This is a genomic window from Bacillus sp. AY18-3 (assembly GCF_008042305.1).
Taxonomy (GTDB): domain Bacteria; phylum Bacillota; class Bacilli; order Bacillales; family Bacillaceae_G; genus Bacillus_A; species Bacillus_A wiedmannii.
This window is the reverse complement of the sequence record NZ_QKQR01000017.1, coordinates 122,029-140,709: the sequence shown is the minus strand read 5'-3', so window position 1 is coordinate 140,709 and position 18,681 is coordinate 122,029. Positions and strand designations below refer to the sequence as shown.

The window sequence follows — 18,681 nt, the reverse complement described above, 5'->3', positions numbered from 1 at the left end:
CTGTAGCTTAAATGTACTTCAGGCGTATTTTTCTTCCAATTTTATTTATTTGGCCACGCCTTTAATTGTTCTAATAATTCTTCTAGAGGGCCTTCATAAAGCGGAACAGTTGGGATTGATTGTAAAAAACGTTTTCCATAAGAAGCGCTTATCAAACGACGGTCTAATACAAATACTGTTCCGGTATCTGTACTTGTTCTAATCAGACGACCAAATCCTTGTTTGAAACGCAAGATTGCTTGCGGGAGTGCTAACTTAGCGAATACGTCCTCTCCTTGATTTTTTAACCACTCTCCTTTTGCTTCCATCATCGGTTGATGAGGAGGCGTAAAGGGAAGCCGTACAATAACAAGACAACTAAGGGCATCTCCAGGTATATCTATCCCTTCCCAAAAACTACTTGTTCCTAACAAAATCGATTTGTCGAACTCTTGAAATTTACGAATGAGACGACTTCGGCTCTTATTATTTACACTTTGCGTTAATAATAAATACCCCTCTAATTCCTCATCATTTTTCAAATTCGTATACGCTTCTTTCAACATTTCATACGAAGTGAATAAAACAAGCATTCTACCTTTTGTAGCTTTCGCGATTTTTGCAATATGTGCCGACACAGATTCAATATATTCTTCATTACTTGCTTGCTTAATAAAAGGCACATCTGTTGAAACCATTAATTTCATTTGTTCTTCAAAACGGAATGGTGATGGAACCTGTAATGTATTGGGAGCAAAATCATGTAAACCTAGCTCCTCTTTTATATAGTCAAATGAATCGTTTACTGTTAACGTTGCTGATGTGAAAATAACACTCTTTTTCTGTGTTAAAAATTCATCCGCAAGCCTTTCACCAATATGAACAGGCTGTGCATATAAAACGGTTGAATGAATTGTTCCCTTCGTTTCAGTCTCCATCCATGTCACATATGAATTTTTTTCTAAAATGAGTAATTGTAAAGATTTTTCCATCTTTCTCAACAACTCAATTAAATGCATAAATTCACCTGTAACAACATGCATCTCCCATTCTAATTTACTTTGCAATATATCAACTTGCTTCTCAAGTATAGTCAATAATTTTCTTACATCGTATACAAAACGATTTGTTAACTCGGTAATGCTATCCCATAACTTACCTTTCTCTACTTCCGTGTTATATCGATAAATGAGTGGCATATTGCTTATCCCTTGTTCCTGCTTTGTTTGTTTAAAGATGAAAGCACGTAACATTTGGAATAGCTCATCCGCATCAAATTTCAATTCCTTCAAACTATGACTCACCATACGGAAAGTCGAACGAGAGGCTTGCTCTGATTTTTTCATCATTTTATATACTTTAGAAAGTACATCATCTGTTTCTAGCGTACCAAGGCGAGATAAAACTAATTGAAAATACATACAGGAGAACTGTTCACCTAATATTCTACTCGCCGCTTCCTCGATATGATGAGCTTCATCAAAAATAATATGTTCACATGAAGCAAATAGTGGTTCTTCACTTGAAAAATCTTGAAATAATAACGCATGATTTGTAATAACGATATCTGCAAATAATGCTTTATTCTTTGCTCGTTGATAAAAACAACGGCTATACCAGTTGCTTTGCATCCCGCCTGGACTATGTACATCACTACAAATACGGTTCCAAAGTAACTTTCCGCCCTCAGGAATATTTAATTCATCACGATCGCCAGTTTCTGTTTGCAATAACCACACTAAAATTTTTGCCTTTGTGAGCGCCATATCATAATTTTTCTCTTCCTCTTGCAAAGCATATTCAAATTTATGTAGACAAAGATAATGCTTTCTTCCTTTCAAAAGAGCTACTTCAAATGAAAATGGCATTATTTTCTGTAATAATGGAATTTCTTTTTCTAATATTTGTTGTTGCAGTTGTACTGTTTGGGTACTTATGATGACAGGTTCTTCTTTTTTCGTTGCAAAATAAATACTTGGAAGTAAATATGCAAGAGTCTTTCCTGTTCCTGTTCCTGCTTCAATTAGTGAAAACCTAGAATCTCTTAGTGCTGTATATATTTCCTTCATCATAATCTGTTGGCTTTCTCTTTTTTCAAACCTTGGCATATTCAATTCAAGTTTATCGATTGCCTTATGCAAGAAAGCATCAAATTTAGATGAACATGTTTCACTGAGATTTAAAGCATAATTCCGTTTTCGAAGCGCAATATTTCGATACACTTCATACCCCTCTGCCACTTTTCTACCATGCATCATTTTCTTTAAAATATTTTCAGAAAGTACATCCGCTATATCACTTTGAAAAACATCGCTCAATTCATAAAGCGATTGCAAGGTGACAAGTGGTAACTTTTCAATTTCATTTAAAAATTGTAAAAATAATTCCGCTGTTGCAAGAGCATCACTATCCGCACGATGCGGTTGATCGTGCTCTAATTCATGTTGTTTAGCTAAATCACGTAATTTATAACTATCAGCTGTCGGCAAAAGAATTTGCGCCAACTCCACTGTATCAACTTTGGGACAATGTACTTCTGTATATCCAGCCCACCTTAATTCTTCCGTTAAAAAATTCCAATCAAAGTGAACGTTATGTGCAACAAAAGCTGCACCTTGCAATAGCTCAACAACCATCGGGGCTACATCATGAAATAACGGGGCTTGCTTAACCATACTCTCATCAATCCCTGTTAATTCTGTAATAAATGGCGGAATCTCTCTCTTCGGATTAATAAAAGATGAAAAAATCTCTAGTATCTCTCCATCTTCCACTACAACAGCTGCGATTTGGGTAATTTTATCCTTCCCGTCCTTCCAGGAGTTCCCTGTCGTCTCTAAATCCACAACGACATAACGTTTACTCATATATGTAACACCTCAATTTCTTACCTATCAATCACAAAATTATATAATGTTACTATACCACGTTTTATCTCATCTTAATGAAAAGATGCACAAAAAAGCTATCTCCGTAATAGAGATAGCCTTCTTACTTATAATATCGTACCCGCTTTTTCAGTGCCTAACATTTGGATAATTTGATTATCATCGTCTAATACTGCAATTTTCGGCTCTTGGTTATGAATATTTTCTTCTGCCACTAAACCGTAGCAAATAATAATAACTTTATCCCCTGGCTGTACAAGCCTTGCAGCTGCACCATTTAAACAAACAACACCGCTACCGCGTTCTCCTTTAATAACATATGTCTCTAAGCGCGCACCATTATTGTTATTTACAATTTGTACTTTTTCATTTTCTAAAATATTTACTGCATCCATTAAATCTTCATCAATTGTAATACTACCTACATAATTTAAATTTGCTTCTGTTACCGTAGCGCGATGTAACTTCGCTCTCATCATTGTGCGAAACATAGATGCTCCCCCTTATTAAACCGTTAATGTTATATTGTCAATTAATCGTACATTCTCAAATTTAACTGCAATTGCTAAAATGATTCGTCCTTCAATTTTATCTATTACTTGTAGTGAAGGATAGGCATATAAATCAGCATAATCTACAGTGCCTTTCGTATACGTCTCAATATACTCTTTCACAAGAGTTGTAATGATTTCTGCATTACGTTCGCCTGCTTCAATTTTTTCTTTCGCTATACATAGACTGCGGTATAAATGAGGAGCCTCTTCACGCTCTTCTTGTGATAAATACACGTTACGAGAACTTTTCGCTAATCCATCTACTTCCCTTACAATATCCACTGGTACGATCGTAACCGGAATATTAAAATCAGCGACAAATCCTTCAATGACAGCAACTTGCTGTGCATCTTTCATACCAAAATAAGCACGCGTTGGCAATGTAATATTAAATAGTTTCATTAGTACAGTCGCAACTCCAGCGAAATGACCAGGTCTTTGTTTGCCACATAATACATCGGTACGCTTCACAACTGCTACTGTTGTCGTTTGTTCTGCTGGATACATTTCTTCTACGCTCGGATAAAATAAATAATCTACACCGTTTTCTTTTGCTACATTTTCATCTCTATCAATATCACGAGGGTATCGATCTAAATCTTCATTCGGCCCAAACTGTAGCGGATTGACAAACACGCTTAAAACCACAATTTCATTTTCTTCTCTTGCCTTACGTAATAAAGTCGCATGGCCTTCATGTAAATAACCCATCGTTGGAACAAAACCAATACTTTTTCCACTTATACGAAGTTCGTTTGTAATTTGCTGCATCTCTTGCACTTTAGTTACGATTTTCATTATTGTTTTCCTCCGTATAACGCTAAGCATTCTTCCTCTTTCATTGTGAATGAATGTTTTTCTTCTGGAAATTGCCCTGTCTTTACTTCAGTAACGTATTGTGAAATCCCTCGCACAATCTCCTCTTGAACAGACGTATATTGCTTTACAAATTTCGGAACACGATTTACGCCGTATGAGATAAGATCATGATAAACAAGTACTTGCCCATCTACTTTTTTCCCTGCTCCAATTCCAATCGTCGGAATTGTTAGTTGCTTCGAAATTAATTCCGCTAACTGCATTGGCACACATTCTAACACAAGCGCTATCGCACCAGCTTCCTCACATCTCTTCGCATCTTCTATTAATTTTTTTGCACTTTCAGCATCTTTTCCTTGTACTTTATACCCACCTAGTACTCCTACAGATTGAGGAGTTAAGCCTAAGTGTGCCACGACAGGAATTCCCGCATTCGTCAAGTAATGAATAGTTGATACCACTTCCCCTGCACCTTCTACCTTCAGTGCATGAGCACCACTCTCTTGAACAATGCGGCGGGCATTCACCATCGTATCTTGAGGCGACACATGATACGACATAAATGGCATATCAGTTACAATAAATGTCTCTTTCGCCCCTCGGCGTACAGCTTTCGTATGATGAATCATATCCTCTACTGTTACAGGTACTGTTGAATCGTAGCCTAGCACAACCATCCCAAGGGAATCTCCAACTAGAATCATATCAACTTCAGCTTCTTCTGCTAACTTAGCAGATGGATAATCATACGCCGTTAGCATCGTAATCGGCTCACCTTGCTCTTTCATCTTCAAAAAATCTGTTTTTGTTTTCAAAAACTACTCCTCCTTTATACAGGAGAGAGGAGATGGCCGAAATCATATAAAAAACCCCTCTGGCCATAAAAGGGCAGAAGGGTTGTGTGTTAGTCGGCATTATTCATCCCTCTGTCCCAGTCCGTTATTGGATCAAGGCAGAATCCAAGTTATTATTTTTCGTATTGCTTCGAATCATGGTGCAGTTCGCTTTGATACTGCCCACATTCGAACTAATTATAGCAAACTCCAAAAAGGAATTACTACATTTTTTTGAAAAAATAATTTTTTATTCCTATTACGGTATGTGAAATTTTTATAAATAACTCAATCATAGAAAGATACAGCTTTGTTTAAAATGCCTCGTATAACTCTTAAACTAATGATGCAGGTTAATTGAGAAAAGTACTTACAAAAGGAGAATTGCGAATGTTTATGAACAAATGGTTATTTCCATTCACCGGTTTGCTTCTGATGATTGGAGGGATGATAACTTTTAGCTCCTTCCATGCATTTGCCTCAGTTAACGTCTTAACACAACCTATCGATTCAACGAAAGTAATTGAGGTCGAACTGAATGATGATTACTTTCATCCAAACGTCATCACCATTCCAATTGAAGAGTCAACAACATTGTTATTAAAAAACAAAGGTAAGAATGAACACACCTTTACAGTAAAAAAACTCGGCATTGATGTCGTAGTCGAGTCAGAAAAAGAAAAAAACATTACCGTGAAACCTAAAAATACTGGTACATATGAATTAATATGCCGGTACCACCTTCTTAAAGGAATGGAAGGCAAAGTGATAGTCAAATAAAAAGAAGTTCCAAAAAGGAACTTCTTTTACTTAATTTCGATATCCGCAGAATGAATGTGATGTACTTTCCCTTCATGATCCTCCAGAAGCAATACACCATCCTCTGTAATTCCTTTTGCTACCCCTGTAATTGTCTCTCTCATCGTTCGAGCGATAATTTCTTTCCCGATGCTCACAGCGTAACTTTCCCAAAGAATTTTAATGACAGAGAAACCATTTTGTAAATACTCTTCATATAATTTTTCTAGTTGTAAAAAGATTTGTTGCATCAGCTCTGCACGAACAATTGGCTCACCGGATTCAATCGCTAAAGAAGTAGCAATATGCTGAATTTCCTCATCAAAATGTTCTTGCTTTTGATTCGCATTAATACCAATACCCATAATGACAGCATTAATTTTATCAGGGTCCGCTTGCATTTCTGTTAATATACCTACAGCCTTTTTACCTTGAATTAAAATATCATTTGGCCATTTTATTCCTACGTTTACACCCGTGCATTTTTCAATTGCTTGTGCAACACTAACAGCCGCTAATAAAGTAAGTTGTGGTGCATGATGAACCGGGATTGATGGACGTAAAATAATACTCATCCAAATTCCTGTTCCTTTTGGTGAATGCCATTTCCTACTTAAACGGCCTCTGCCCGATGTTTGTTCTTCTGCCACAACAATCGTTCCTTCTTCTGCACCTTCATAAGCAAGTTTTGCTGCAATATGCTGCGTAGATTCAACAGATTCTTCAAAACATACCGTTCTACCGATATGTTTTGTTTGTAACCCTAACTGAATTTCATTAGCAGTCACTTTGTCTGGCTTACTCGCAATTCGATAACCTAATCGACGCACAGCTTCAAGTTCATATCCCTCATTCCGAAGGTCCTCCATATGTTTCCACACAGCGGTTCTTGAACAACCAAGTTTATCACTAATCGTTTGGCCAGATACAAACGCGCCATCCGCTTCTGAAAAAACTTGCAATAACTGCTTTCTTATAGTAGATTGCATTCTTGCAGCCACTCCCTTATACACTCTTTCTCATTACCTACGTTTCCTTGTACGATTGCTTCTTCAACCTTTTGAATCATTTCAGCAACCCACGGACCTGGCTTTTTATTTGCCCAGTTTAATAAATCATTCCCAGTCACATTCATTTCTTGTCGATTCTTGATTGGCAATGCTTCAAACAACGTTTGTACTCGTTTCACAGATGTATTATCATAGCTTTCAATCATCGCTTCATATACTCTTTCTGCCATTTCAGCGATATGAATTCCCGTTTTATAAAGAAGGACTGTATCCCAATCCTTCTCCTTTCTCGTACGGAGTGTTAATAAAACTGCGACGATATCTTTTATTTTTTTATTCGAAAACTTCCATTGACGTAAAAAGACAGATGGATGCTCTTCCCCAATACAATATAAGAAGAATGCCCATGCCTCAATGTCCGTTTCAAAAGAATCCCAGTTATACTGCGTAGCTTTTAATAATCTCTCTTCTGACATTTGTAAATATGGCAGATGAGAAAATAGCTTCGTTTCTACTAATTCTTGCAAGCCCTTCACGCAATATGTACCAGTTAACAGTTTCTCAAACTCCACTGTAATTCGCTCAATTGCAATATGTTCTAGCAAATGTCCATATGTTTCTATTGCTTGTTTCGTTTTCATTTCTAAAGAAAAACCTAACGTACTTACGAAACGAATACCACGCATCATTCGCAGGGCGTCTTCTTGAAAACGATCCGCAGCATTGCCAACCGTCACAATTTCTCTCTTTTGAATCGCTTGCTGTCCAGCAAATAAATCAACCATTTTGCCTTCTTCTGTCATCGCAATTGCATTCATTGTGAAATCACGACGTTTTAAATCCTCTTCTAATGAACGAACAAATTGAACACTACTAGGTCTTCGAAAATCTTCATATTCGCTCTCTGTTCGAAAAGTGGTTACCTCATAAGATTCACCATTTTCTACCACAATTACAGTTCCATGCTCAAGACCAACAGGAACATGTCTTGGAAATATAGCCATCACTTCTTCTGGTAAAGCAGATGTCGCAATATCAATATCTCCAATCGGCCTATCGATAATAAGATCTCGTACGCTTCCACCGACAAAGTAGGCCTCATGTCCTTGTTGCTTTAAAGTCTCAATAATAGAACTAGCTTTTTTAAATCTTTCCATTTTTGTCATCCCTTAGTACATCATAGTAAATCGTTTCATATTGTGAGACGATTTTTTCAGAGCGGAACTGCTCGTAAACACTTTCTCTTGCTCGCTCTCCCAAATTACGGTGAAGTTCTTCATTCTTTAATAGCTGAATGGCTTGATTTGCCACTCCTGTTGGATCGCCAACTTCACATAAATATCCTGTTTCACCATGTTGAATGACTTCTGGAATACCTCCAACCCTTGTTCCGATACAAGGTACACCACACGCCATCGCTTCTAATAAAACAAGACCAAAACTCTCCTTCTCTGAAAGAAGCAACATTAAATCACTCATCGCAAGTAGCTCTGCAACATTATCTTGCTTCCCTAAGAATAAGACGCGATCTTCAATATGTAAATTTTTTACTATCTGTAAAATCGTGCAAAATTCTGGTCCATCTCCAACAAGAAGCAACTTCGCATCTACTTCTGTAACAATTTTAGCAAATGCCTGAACAACATCTTGCACACGTTTCACTTTACGGAAATTTGAAATGTGAATCAGTATCTTTTCACTCTCACTTATACCGTATTCTTTCTTTAATTGAGACATATCACGCTTGAAATATACACGCTCGTCTATAAAGTTATATACCGTTTGAATGTTTTTATTTGGTTTTACAAGCTCATGCGTTTCGTTAATCAATGAATGCGAGACAGCCGTCACAACATCAGATTGCTCAATACCAAAACGAATTAAATTATTTAACGAAGGGTCGGAACCTAACACAGTAATATCTGTTCCATGCAAGGTTGTAACAATTTTAATACGCTCTCCAATCATTTGTTTTGCTAAATAAGCACAAATGGCATGTGGTATTGCGTAATGCACATGTAAAATATCTAGGTTCTCTCTTTGTGCAACCTCTGCCATTTTACTCGCTAACGCTAAATCGTATGGTGGATATTGAAATACAGAGTATTGATTTACCGTCACTTCATGAAAATAAATGTTTGGATACACTTTATTTAACCGGAATGGTAAACCCGATGTAATAAAATGAATTTCATGCCCGCGTTCCGCTAATTGCTTTCCTAATTCTGTTCCAACAACTCCAGAACCACCTACAGAAGGATAACATGTAATACCTATTTTTAATTTCATTTACATCCCCCCTATTAAATCAGCATGTAATAAAACCGGTTTCTTACTCATAAATCCCTCGGCATATAAGACTCCAACTTCTTTTCCAAACATTTTCTCTCGAGCGACCACAGTTTCAACGTAACCTTCTGTTAACGGTGTTTTCACACCATCACTCCCTGTTGAAAACTGACTTTCATACGCTTCTAATGCTTCCACTTTTATAGAAAGGTACTCACTTATATCTATACAAAAATTCGGTTTATGAAAACCATTAATCATATAATAATAAAAAGACTCCACGCGATGTGGCGAAACCTCTGGCATATATTTACGAATTCCCGCTGAAAAAATAGCTTCTTCCACAAGTTTTGCACAATTTGCATGATCTGGATGACGATCTTCATAATACGGCGCGAAAACTAGTTTCGGTTTATATGTACGAATCACCTTTACAATTTCACGTATATACTCTTCTTTCATATACAAACCACGGTCTGGCATCGCTAAATTCAGTCTCGTTTTTACTCCCATTATACGAGCTGCCGCCTTTGCTTCTTCTTTTCTCAATTCTATCGTTCCATTAGAAGAAAGGTCAGCTTCTGTTAAATCACAAATACCTACTTCATACCCTTGCTTCGTATATTTAGCAATGGTACCAGCCATGCCGATTTCAACATCATCAGCATGAGCACCAAACGCTAATATATGTAATCCACTCATAATTGTTCCCCTCATTTTCTAAACTTGCGGTAATCTAAATCTCCTCGCTCTAATGCGTGCATTAACATTTCAGCACTTGCCATATTCGTTGCAAGTGGAATCGCATATACATCACATAAACGAAGCAATGCATTTACATCTGGTTCATGCGGCTGAGCAGTTAGTGGATCTCGGAAAAAAATCACCATATCCATATCGTTTTTTGCAATCATGGCACCAATTTCTTGATCGCCACCAAGAGGACCCGACTGAAATCTTGTTACAACTAAACCAGTTGCCTCCATAATACGAAGTCCTGTCGTCCCTGTTGCAAATAATTCATGTTGTTCAAAAATTGGTTTATATGCGTATGCAAACGAAACCATGTCATCTTTCTTTTTGTCATGTGCGATTAAGGCAATTTTCATCCGTTGTCTCCCCTTTAGTCGATAATATTTTCTAAACCGTACACAAGATGATCTAGATTCATTACTGTATCAATTGATAGTTTTACACCCGACATAAATGATGCACGATTGAATGAATCATGACGAACCGTTAACATTTGTCCATCTCCACCAAACATTACTTCTTGGTGTGCAATAAGTCCTGGTAAACGTACACTATGAATGTGAATGCCGTCTACATTTGCACCACGAGCACCTTCTAGTTGTTCTACTTCATTCGGATGACCTTGCTGCTTTGATTCACGATTTTGACGAATTAATTCTACTGTTTTTACTGCTGTACCAGATGGTGCATCTAACTTTTGATCATGATGCAATTCAATTACTTCAACATCTTGGAAATACTTCGCTGCCATTTGTGAGAATTTCATCATAAGAACTGCACCAATTGCAAAGTTTGGAGCGATAATTGTTCCTACTGCTTTTTCTTTCGCATTCTCTCTTAATTGCTTTAGTTCTTCTTCTGTAAATCCAGTTGTACCAATAACAGAACGAAGTCCACGCTCAACTGCTAGTGTAACGTGTTGTTTCCCAACTTCTGGCGTTGTTAAATCTAACAACACATCTGCTTCTACTTCCTCTAAACAAGTATGTAAATCTGCGTAAATTGGCGCTTGTAACGCTGGCATGCCCGGTAAATCAGAAATTTTCTCTCCACCATGCTTATAATCCACTGCTGCTACCAAATTAAAATGTTCCGTTCTTTCCATAAGAAGGACTGCTTCATGTCCCATACGTCCTCTTGGTCCAGCGATAATTACTTTAATTTCTTTCATTATTCTTTCTCTCCCTCATCAATACGTGTCCAGCGATCTTTATCACGTGTATTAAATTTATTCATTACAATGTTATGTGCCGTTTCTAAATCAATATTTAAACTATTTGCCATACAAATCATAACAAATAATACATCTCCAAGCTCTTCTTCCAGACTACGTTCTTTTTCAGTTGTTTTCTTCGGTTTCTCACCATAATAATGATTTATCTCTCTTGCAAGCTCCCCCATTTCTTCCGTTAAACGAGCCATCATTGCAAGTGGACTGAAATAACCTTCTTTAAACTGACCAATATATGCATCTACTTCTTTCTGCATATCCTTCATCGTTTTTGCTTCCATACAATTCACCTCTAATCCTTCCTCTTTCATGTTAGCCAATTCATCGCGATTTGACAAATATTATTCCCCGCCAAACACCTATTTGCGACCCTTTTTTGGATAGACTATAATAAAGTGAAACTTTCTTTTGCGTTTTTTGCAAAAGATCAGCCAGAACCAATCGGGTTCCTACGGCTGGTTTGTCCTTCTTCAGAGCTTTATCTCCTACCAGCCGTTGGAACGAGGTAAATGGAAACTTCTTTTGCGTTTTTTTTACAGCCTTCTCTATTTTTACTAACAACTAGAAATTACTTATCATTATGTTTTACCGTATCAGCGGAGCAATGCAATTTACATAATTAGGAGGATTTCTATATGACATCAAATTTGAAGATTCGAAATATCATTTTCATTTTAATCGGTTCCGCTATTTTTTCTTTCGGTATTGTGAATATCAATATTGAAAATCACCTTGCAGAAGGTGGATTTACCGGTATTACACTATTATTGTATTTTCTATTTAAGTTTGATCCTTCTTATTCAAACTTAATTTTAAATATCCCTATATTTTTTATTGGTTGGAAGTTACTTGGAAGAACGACATTTATCTATACACTAATCGGCACCTTCAGCGTATCTTTATTTCTATGGATTTTTCAACGTTACGAAGTTCTTAACTTACATTTAAACTTACAAAATGATATGACACTCGCGGCTTTATTCGCCGGGGCATTTATCGGTGTCGGTCTTGGCATAATATTTAAATATGGCGGGACTACTGGCGGTGTAGATATTATCGCAAGACTCGCTCATAAATATGTTGGCTGGAGTATGGGGAAAACGATGTTTATGTTTGATGCTATCGTCATTATCGTCTCTATTCTTACCTATTTATCATACCGCGAGGGCATGTATACGTTAGTTGCTGTTTTTATTGGGGCGAAAGTCATTGATTTTATGCAAGAAGGAGCCTATGCGGCAAAAGGAGCAACGATTATCTCAGATAAAAACGATGAAATTGCTGCCAAAATTTTATCTGATATGGAACGCGGAGCTACTTTTTTAAAAGCTGTTGGATCGTATACCAAAGTGGAACGGAACGTATTATATTGCGTTGTTGCTAAAAATGAAATCGTGAAATTAAAAAATATTATTACTTCTGTAGATCCTCATGCCTTTGTTGCTGTAAGTGATGTACATGATGTAGTTGGTGAAGGTTTTACGTTAGATGAAAATAAAAATCCGTTACATAAATAAACGCAACTAGAAAAGCTCTCTAGCTTTTCTAGTTTTTTATTACATATTTTTTAAGTTTATCTAGATCCTCATAAATAAGCTCCAATAAACCCCGATTATAGAAAATGGAAGCAGGATGAAAGGTCGGGAAAATATGATATTCTTCCTCTGACCATGTAAACGCTGCACTTTGCATATTCTTTAATTTTTGAATAGGCTGTTTTAATAATTGTCCGTGTACATCTGTGATTTTTTTATTTTTTCCTGTTAAACGTTGAAGACCGATATTTCCAAGGGTGACGATAAGCTTCGGGTTTATTTTCTCTAATTCATAATCTAACAAAGGGGCATGGGCAAGTATTTCCCCTTGATTTGGCGTTCTATTATACTTTTTCTGTACGATCTCACCATTTCGTTCTTTTTTCTCTCGCCACTTATACGGTCTGCTTCGTACAGCGCTCGTAATATATACTTCTTCCCTTGTAACATGAATCCGTTCTAAAAAACCCATTAATTGTTTTCCCGCTCTCCCGCTAAACGGAATCCCATTATGAATTTCTGTTTCACCAGGCGCTTCTCCTAACAGCATAAATTTTGGATTTTCAGGACCTTGTCCACTTAAAAAGCCTTCTAACTGATAAGAAGCGCTTTGTTCTTTCACTTGTTTTACTAAACGACTTGGATATTTCACTTCCCCCACCGCCTTTCCGCATTACTTCTATTCCTTCTATTATTTCTATTTGCAATACATTATATAATTCAATCCACAAAACAAAAAAGACTATCAAAATTGATAGTCTTTAGTCGTCGCTACGCTGCATACCAGTATACATTAATACGAGACGTAATAATTCAAATACTGCTACAGCTGCAGCCGCTACATATGTTAATGCTGCCGCATTTAATACTTTACGAGCTTGGCCATATTCATCTGTTGATACGATACCTAACGCTTCAATTTGTTGCATTGCACGCTTTGATGCATCAAACTCAACAGGTAATGTCACAAGTTGGAACACAACACCTGCTGCCATTAAAATGATACCTAATAACAACAAGTTAGACATAGATGCAAAGGCACCAATCATAATAAATACCCAAGAAATATTCGATCCAAAGTTTGCAACTGGCACTAACGAATGACGAATACGCATAAAGTTATAATCTTTTGCGTCTTGAATTGCGTGTCCTACTTCGTGTGCTGCAACTGCTGTACCAGCAACTGAATGACCGTAATAGTTATCTGTTGATAATCGAACTGTTTTGGCAGTTGGATCATAATGGTCTGATAAATGACCTGGTGTTTCTTCTACAGCTACGTTGTATAATCCGTTCTCATCTAAAATTTTTCGAGCCACTTCCGCTCCTGTCATACCTGAAGTTGAATAAACTTGTGAATACTTGCTATAGGCACTACGTACTTTTGACTGTGCATACAACGGTATGATCATTATAATCGCGAAGTAAATTAAATAAAACATCATGAACCTCTGAACCTCCATTGAAGTTTTAATTATAGTACTTCTCATTCTATTTTCTTCTGACATCATTGTCAATGAATAAACCTTACAATCCGTATCTTTATTTATTGCATTATCTATTCTTAGAGTGTACATTACTTTTTCTTTTTTCTCTCTCTCCTTTATACTTTCTCCATCCAACATAAGTTAATGTGAATAAAATAAGACCTCCAGTAATTGTCATAAACCAAATGAGAGAGGGTGCAATTTCATCTTTTTTTACTGTGTGAAATATTTTTTGCAAATCCCCCTTAATGATTCCTACTTGCATTTGCCCCCCTTTCGTATTTAACATAACGTTACGAAACTCATCCAAATAAGATAAATGGGCATTTACAAGCTGCACTTCATTTTCTGGCAGGGCGATCATTAAGCTTGGATAAATAATATTAAATTCATGTAAAAATGTGTTTAACGTTTGTTGAAACTGTCCCGTATCTTCTTTTTTCATCGCTTTTTCCATTTGAGAAAAGGCACCCATTACTTTTCTTTCTCTTTCCATCCAAAGCGGTTGATATTTCGACACTTGCGCATCAACAGCGAGCTGCAGGGCTAACACATTATCAATTTTAACTTGTTTACCTAAATCTGTTTCCGAGAGAGATTGTTTCGCCTTGTCGTAAGCTAAAGAAATAACTCTAACCTGGTCTGGCGTTACTTCTTGCTTCTTTTCATTCCCCTTTATAACAAACTGCTCGGAGAAATGTTGTAATACTTGTACTGCTTTTTCATCTTCATTACGCTTCACTAATTGTAATGAGTCGTCTAACAACCCTGTTAGTTCACTCCACTCTTCAGCATATATACGTAACGGAAACATTATAATTAGAAATGCTATTAATCCAATTAATGTTCTCTTCATCACGGTCCCCCCTATAACTACTAGTACAAAATATGTTAATTTGGACAAGAATAGAACAGTACTGGACCGAAAAATATATTATCGTTTTACAAACAAAAAAATTCTCTTTAAACAGAGAATTTTTCCTTTGAAATCCTTTTCTTTTTTACGAAATATCTATACAAGCTGTAACAAAGTATGCTGCCGCATAAAATAAATAATAAAATAGCACACGCCGCATGCATAAAGAATTCTTCTGGTAACATTAATATAATCGGATCTGTTTCAATATCAAACATCCAATAATCATTACTAAATAAAAGCTTATGGAACAACACAAAACTCTTTTCAAAATTAATAGCGATTGGTAACATAAGCGCTATCGGAAAGATAATTGTTAAAATTGATCCGTGTAGTAAAAACTTTTCATTTTTCTTTTTTAATAAATAAATGCCGCCTATTATTGCAATCATAATTGTCGCATACATCACATATTGAATTTTCACTAAAATATTTTTAACATCTACAAAATGAATACGGCCATTTGTGGACATATCTAATGTTGGAAACTGTAATGCTCCGTCATAAAACGGAGATAAATATGTGATAAGCACATCATAATTTCTTTTAATATCATCCTTCGTCATATCCGCTAAGTCTGGAATGTTTAAAAAATCAATTTCAAAATAATATAGCCATTTTCCGTACACCACCACCGTTGTTGCGAGTGCAAATATAGAAAATGCTATGCTATATGAAACAACTATCGTAATCAATCGATCCAATATTTTTGTACGACTCTTATTCTTCTTCATTTTCTCCCCCTAAATGTTCATAAAGAAAACTGTTTTCGGTTCTCACGTAAGCAATAATAATATGTAACACAAAGCACTGCGATACTTAGCCAGAACGTAAAATAACCAATTTCTCCTACAAACAAATGCATAATTCCATATCTCGGCATTTGCCAAAATAAATAATCAATTGCATCATTATGTAATGTCCATATAGCCGCTACCGCAAAATGCCATTTTTTTATACGGTAAAACGGCGCATATAGCACTGCTTGTACTGCCATCGCAAAATGCGAAAGCATTAACATATACCCCATAAGACCAATAGGACCTTTTACATAGATCATAATTGCATTTACAACAACAGCCCATATACCATATTTCATTAAAGTAACAATCGCTAGCGCCTCTATTAATCCCCAATTTCTCTTTCTTAAAAAAGCAATTAAAACAAAGACAAAAAAGAGACTCGCCATCGGGCTATCGGGTACAAACGGCCAAAATATAGGTGAGGTTTCTTTTAATTGATTTCCATACCATATAAATCCGTATATTGTACCTAATATGTTAACAACTAATAAAAATAATAATATAGAGCGTTGTCTTAACATTGCATACAAATAAACCAAGCTGTATGTCCAACACCTTTCAAACAAAGTCATTCTTTCCTCAAACTCTACTCTATTATATAGTAAACTTTCTTTCATCAAAATAAAAAGCTGACTACAAATTTTTGTAGTCAGCTTTTTATTATTTTTTATTATACTTTGCAACGAATTCCGAAAGTTTCTTCAGTTCCTCATCTGTACCTTTAAATACTCCTTTAGGCATTGAACCTTTTCCATCTTTCGCAATTTTAGCAATTTCTTCTGGCTTTAAAGTTAAATTTTGCAGTGCCGGTGCTGCTGCCCCGCCTTGTAAATTGTCACCGTGACATGTTAAACAAGTATTTTTTTGCATTAATTTATAGCCGTCATCATTTTTATCAACTGGTGCTGTTTTTACAATTGCTCCTTGTTTTTTTGCAGCTTCCCAGTCGTGGTGTGCTACAGATTCCCAAGTTAAAAAGATAATCGATGCAATTGCTAAAAGCATAAATCCAGTTGCTACAGGACGCTTCAATGGGCGTCTTTCTGGGCCTCGATCAAGAAATGGAGCTAACAATAATGCGCCAAACGCAATCCCTGGCATAATAAACGCTCCAATTACAGTAAATGAACCAGAAGCATAAGAATACTTTAATAACTGATACAAGAATAAGAAATACCAATCTGGAAGTGGTATATATCCGGCATCAGTTGGATCCGCCATTCTCTCAAGTGGTGACGGATGCGCCACTGTTAAACATAAATAACCGATTAAAAAAACTGCACCAACCATCCATTCTTTTAACAAGAAGTTCGGCCAAAACGCTTCTGTTTTTCCTGGGTATTCAGAATAGTCTTTTGGAATATTTGGTTTCCGAGCTACTGGTACCCGAGAATCTCCTACAAACTTCATCCCTTTGCCTCGATGCATAATCTCCCTCCTTTAGTTCTTTCCCCTTTAATTTAGCAATCTCTTATAGCGGACCGGAAATACCTTGTTTGCGAATCATGATGAAGTGGAAGGCCATTAAACCTAGAAGTGCTGCTGGTAAGAAGAAGACGTGAATAGCAAAGAAGCGAGTTAATGTTTGAGCGCCAACAATTTCGGAATGACCAGCGAGTAATGTTTTAATATAAGGACCAATGAGCGGCGTTTGCTCTGCAATTTGAATCCCTACTTTCGTAGCAAATAATGCTTTCATATCCCACGGTAATAAATATCCGGTAAAACCAAGACCTAACATAACAAAGAAAATAAGAACACCAACAATCCAGTTTAACTCACGAGGCTTTTTATACGCACCCTGGAAGAAAACTCTAAGTGTATGTAAAAACATCATTACAATGACGAGACTAGCGCCCCAGTGGTGCATACCACGAACAATTTGCCCATATGCAACTTCATTTTGTAAATAATAAACCGATTCCCAAGCATTTTTAATATCAGGCACATAATACATCGTCAAAAACATTCCTGATAAAATTTGAATTACAGTAACGAAAAAGGTAAGTCCTCCAAAGCAATAAACGAATGCAGAAAAGTGATGTGCCGGGTTTACATGTTCAGGTACTTCATGATCAGCGATATCACGCCATATTGGTGTAATATCTAACCTTTCATCTACCCAATCATAAATTTTATTTAGCATCTACTTTGCACCCCCTTTTGGCTTCGCTTTGCCTAAATACAGCGTTCCATCTTTTACTTTGGACTCGTATACATCAAGCGGAGCAAGGGGCGGCGTGCCTTTAATGTTCATCCCGTCTTTTGTGTAACGGCCCCCGTGACATGGACAAAAGAATTGATTCGGATGTGCTTTGTCCGAATTCCAGTTAACTGTACATCCTAAATGTTTACATACTGGAGAGAACGCAACAATGTCTCCGCTTTCATCTTTATGAACCCAAGCTGATTTTGGCTCTTCGGACTTGTACCAACCATCAACCTGCTTCACCTTAAAGTCGAAACGTTTCGGCTCTGTTGTAATATCCTTTACTTGTGCAACAGCAACCATATCCGTTCCCGCTTCTTTTCTTAACACCGGATCAAGCGCAAATCGCGTCATCGGCATTAAAATACCCGCTGCCATAAAGCCTCCTACCCCTGTAAGGGTGTAATTTAAAAACTGTCTTCTTGATACACGATGTTCTTTCTCGCTCACGAAAATTTCCCCCCTCTATCAGAAATTGTCCCCTCGTGATAAATTATATAAAAAATAAAAACTAGGACACTATCATGATATAATACGCTTAGGTACAGGTCAATATCATACTACTCATAATAATAAG

At 36.6% G+C, this 18,681-nt stretch carries 21 protein-coding genes; 2 read left to right on the top strand and 19 right to left on the bottom strand.

Annotation, left to right across the window (positions count from 1 at the left end):
* Window positions 1-41: 41 nt before the first annotated feature.
* The 4 genes from dinG to panB form a co-directional block, all read right to left on the bottom strand.
* Window positions 42-2,846: an ATP-dependent DNA helicase DinG gene (dinG, locus tag DM800_RS17460; protein WP_147787267.1), complete on the bottom strand. Its 2,805-nt coding sequence runs from the start codon at window positions 2,844-2,846 to the stop codon at window positions 42-44.
* A 128-nt stretch (window positions 2,847-2,974) separates the two neighbouring features.
* Window positions 2,975-3,358: an aspartate 1-decarboxylase gene (gene panD / locus DM800_RS17455; RefSeq protein WP_088062713.1), complete on the bottom strand. Its 384-nt coding sequence runs from the start codon at window positions 3,356-3,358 to the stop codon at window positions 2,975-2,977.
* Between the two features lie 15 nt (window positions 3,359-3,373).
* On the bottom strand, window positions 3,374-4,219 hold the full coding sequence (gene panC / locus DM800_RS17450) for a pantoate--beta-alanine ligase (RefSeq protein ID WP_147787266.1): 846 nt from the start codon (window positions 4,217-4,219) through the stop codon (window positions 3,374-3,376).
* On the bottom strand, window positions 4,219-5,055 hold the full coding sequence (panB, locus tag DM800_RS17445) for a 3-methyl-2-oxobutanoate hydroxymethyltransferase (protein WP_000853116.1): 837 nt from the start codon (window positions 5,053-5,055) through the stop codon (window positions 4,219-4,221). The genes panC and panB overlap by 1 nt, the downstream gene beginning before the upstream one ends.
* Window positions 5,056-5,463: 408 nt before the next feature.
* Between panB and DM800_RS17440 the strand changes: the two genes are divergently transcribed.
* Window positions 5,464-5,853 (top strand): cupredoxin domain-containing protein, encoded by a 390-nt coding sequence (locus tag DM800_RS17440; protein ID WP_147787265.1) that lies wholly within the window; start codon window positions 5,464-5,466, stop codon window positions 5,851-5,853.
* A gap of 26 nt (window positions 5,854-5,879) precedes the next feature.
* Here the strand turns inward: DM800_RS17440 and DM800_RS17435 are convergent, their stop codons facing one another.
* The 7 genes from DM800_RS17435 to DM800_RS17405 are packed head-to-tail and all read right to left on the bottom strand — an operon-like array spanning window position 5,880 to window position 11,435.
* Window positions 5,880-6,860 carry a biotin--[acetyl-CoA-carboxylase] ligase gene (locus DM800_RS17435; protein ID WP_147787264.1) on the bottom strand — a complete coding sequence of 327 codons (981 nt, stop codon included), beginning with the start codon at window positions 6,858-6,860 and terminating at the stop codon, window positions 5,880-5,882.
* Window positions 6,845-8,038, bottom strand: a complete 1,194-nt coding sequence (locus DM800_RS17430; RefSeq protein ID WP_147787263.1) for a CCA tRNA nucleotidyltransferase — start codon at window positions 8,036-8,038, stop codon at window positions 6,845-6,847. The genes DM800_RS17435 and DM800_RS17430 overlap by 16 nt, the downstream gene beginning before the upstream one ends.
* Entirely contained in the window at window positions 8,025-9,170 is a 1,146-nt protein-coding gene (gene bshA, locus DM800_RS17425) for an N-acetyl-alpha-D-glucosaminyl L-malate synthase BshA (RefSeq protein ID WP_147787262.1), read from the bottom strand. The genes DM800_RS17430 and bshA overlap by 14 nt, the downstream gene beginning before the upstream one ends.
* The gene (gene bshB1 / locus DM800_RS17420) at window positions 9,171-9,872 is read right to left on the bottom strand and encodes a bacillithiol biosynthesis deacetylase BshB1 (protein ID WP_048543522.1); all 702 of its coding nucleotides are present in this window, start codon (window positions 9,870-9,872) and stop codon (window positions 9,171-9,173) included.
* A gap of 11 nt (window positions 9,873-9,883) precedes the next feature.
* Complete coding sequence (gene mgsA / locus DM800_RS17415) at window positions 9,884-10,279, bottom strand: methylglyoxal synthase (RefSeq protein ID WP_046955216.1); 396 nt, start codon at window positions 10,277-10,279, stop codon at window positions 9,884-9,886.
* 14 nt (window positions 10,280-10,293) lie between these two features.
* On the bottom strand, window positions 10,294-11,094 hold the full coding sequence (dapB, locus tag DM800_RS17410) for a dihydrodipicolinate reductase (protein ID WP_048543525.1): 801 nt from the start codon (window positions 11,092-11,094) through the stop codon (window positions 10,294-10,296).
* Complete coding sequence (locus DM800_RS17405) at window positions 11,094-11,435, bottom strand: nucleotide pyrophosphohydrolase (protein WP_147787283.1); 342 nt, start codon at window positions 11,433-11,435, stop codon at window positions 11,094-11,096. Before DM800_RS17405 ends, dapB begins: the two co-directional genes overlap by 1 nt.
* Window positions 11,436-11,789: 354 nt before the next feature.
* Between DM800_RS17405 and DM800_RS17395 the strand changes: the two genes are divergently transcribed.
* Window positions 11,790-12,671 (top strand): YitT family protein, encoded by an 882-nt coding sequence (locus DM800_RS17395; RefSeq protein ID WP_000203306.1) that lies wholly within the window; start codon window positions 11,790-11,792, stop codon window positions 12,669-12,671.
* 28 nt (window positions 12,672-12,699) lie between these two features.
* Here the strand turns inward: DM800_RS17395 and DM800_RS17390 are convergent, their stop codons facing one another.
* From DM800_RS17390 to qcrA, 8 genes are all read right to left on the bottom strand, one after another.
* Window positions 12,700-13,341, bottom strand: a complete 642-nt coding sequence (locus DM800_RS17390; RefSeq protein WP_147787261.1) for a uracil-DNA glycosylase — start codon at window positions 13,339-13,341, stop codon at window positions 12,700-12,702.
* 109 nt (window positions 13,342-13,450) lie between these two features.
* Window positions 13,451-14,131: a zinc metallopeptidase gene (locus DM800_RS17385; RefSeq protein ID WP_002096760.1), complete on the bottom strand. Its 681-nt coding sequence runs from the start codon at window positions 14,129-14,131 to the stop codon at window positions 13,451-13,453.
* A gap of 112 nt (window positions 14,132-14,243) precedes the next feature.
* Window positions 14,244-15,032 carry a sporulation protein YpjB gene (ypjB, locus tag DM800_RS17380; RefSeq protein WP_147787260.1) on the bottom strand — a complete coding sequence of 263 codons (789 nt, stop codon included), beginning with the start codon at window positions 15,030-15,032 and terminating at the stop codon, window positions 14,244-14,246.
* Between the two features lie 107 nt (window positions 15,033-15,139).
* Window positions 15,140-15,826 (bottom strand): lipoprotein intramolecular transacylase Lit, encoded by a 687-nt coding sequence (lit, locus tag DM800_RS17375; protein ID WP_147787259.1) that lies wholly within the window; start codon window positions 15,824-15,826, stop codon window positions 15,140-15,142.
* Window positions 15,827-15,843: 17 nt separating this feature from the next.
* Entirely contained in the window at window positions 15,844-16,434 is a 591-nt protein-coding gene (gene lhaT, locus DM800_RS17370) for a lipoprotein heptaprenylglyceryl N-acetyltransferase LhaT (RefSeq protein WP_097907594.1), read from the bottom strand.
* A gap of 121 nt (window positions 16,435-16,555) precedes the next feature.
* Window positions 16,556-17,323, bottom strand: coding sequence for a menaquinol-cytochrome c reductase cytochrome b/c subunit (gene qcrC / locus DM800_RS17365; RefSeq protein WP_000554601.1), 768 nt, complete (start codon window positions 17,321-17,323; stop codon window positions 16,556-16,558).
* 43 nt (window positions 17,324-17,366) lie between these two features.
* Complete coding sequence (qcrB, locus tag DM800_RS17360) at window positions 17,367-18,041, bottom strand: menaquinol-cytochrome c reductase cytochrome b subunit (RefSeq protein ID WP_000932700.1); 675 nt, start codon at window positions 18,039-18,041, stop codon at window positions 17,367-17,369.
* Window positions 18,042-18,554, bottom strand: a complete 513-nt coding sequence (gene qcrA, locus DM800_RS17355; protein ID WP_001290419.1) for a menaquinol-cytochrome c reductase iron-sulfur subunit — start codon at window positions 18,552-18,554, stop codon at window positions 18,042-18,044.
* Window positions 18,555-18,681 lie beyond the last annotated feature (127 nt).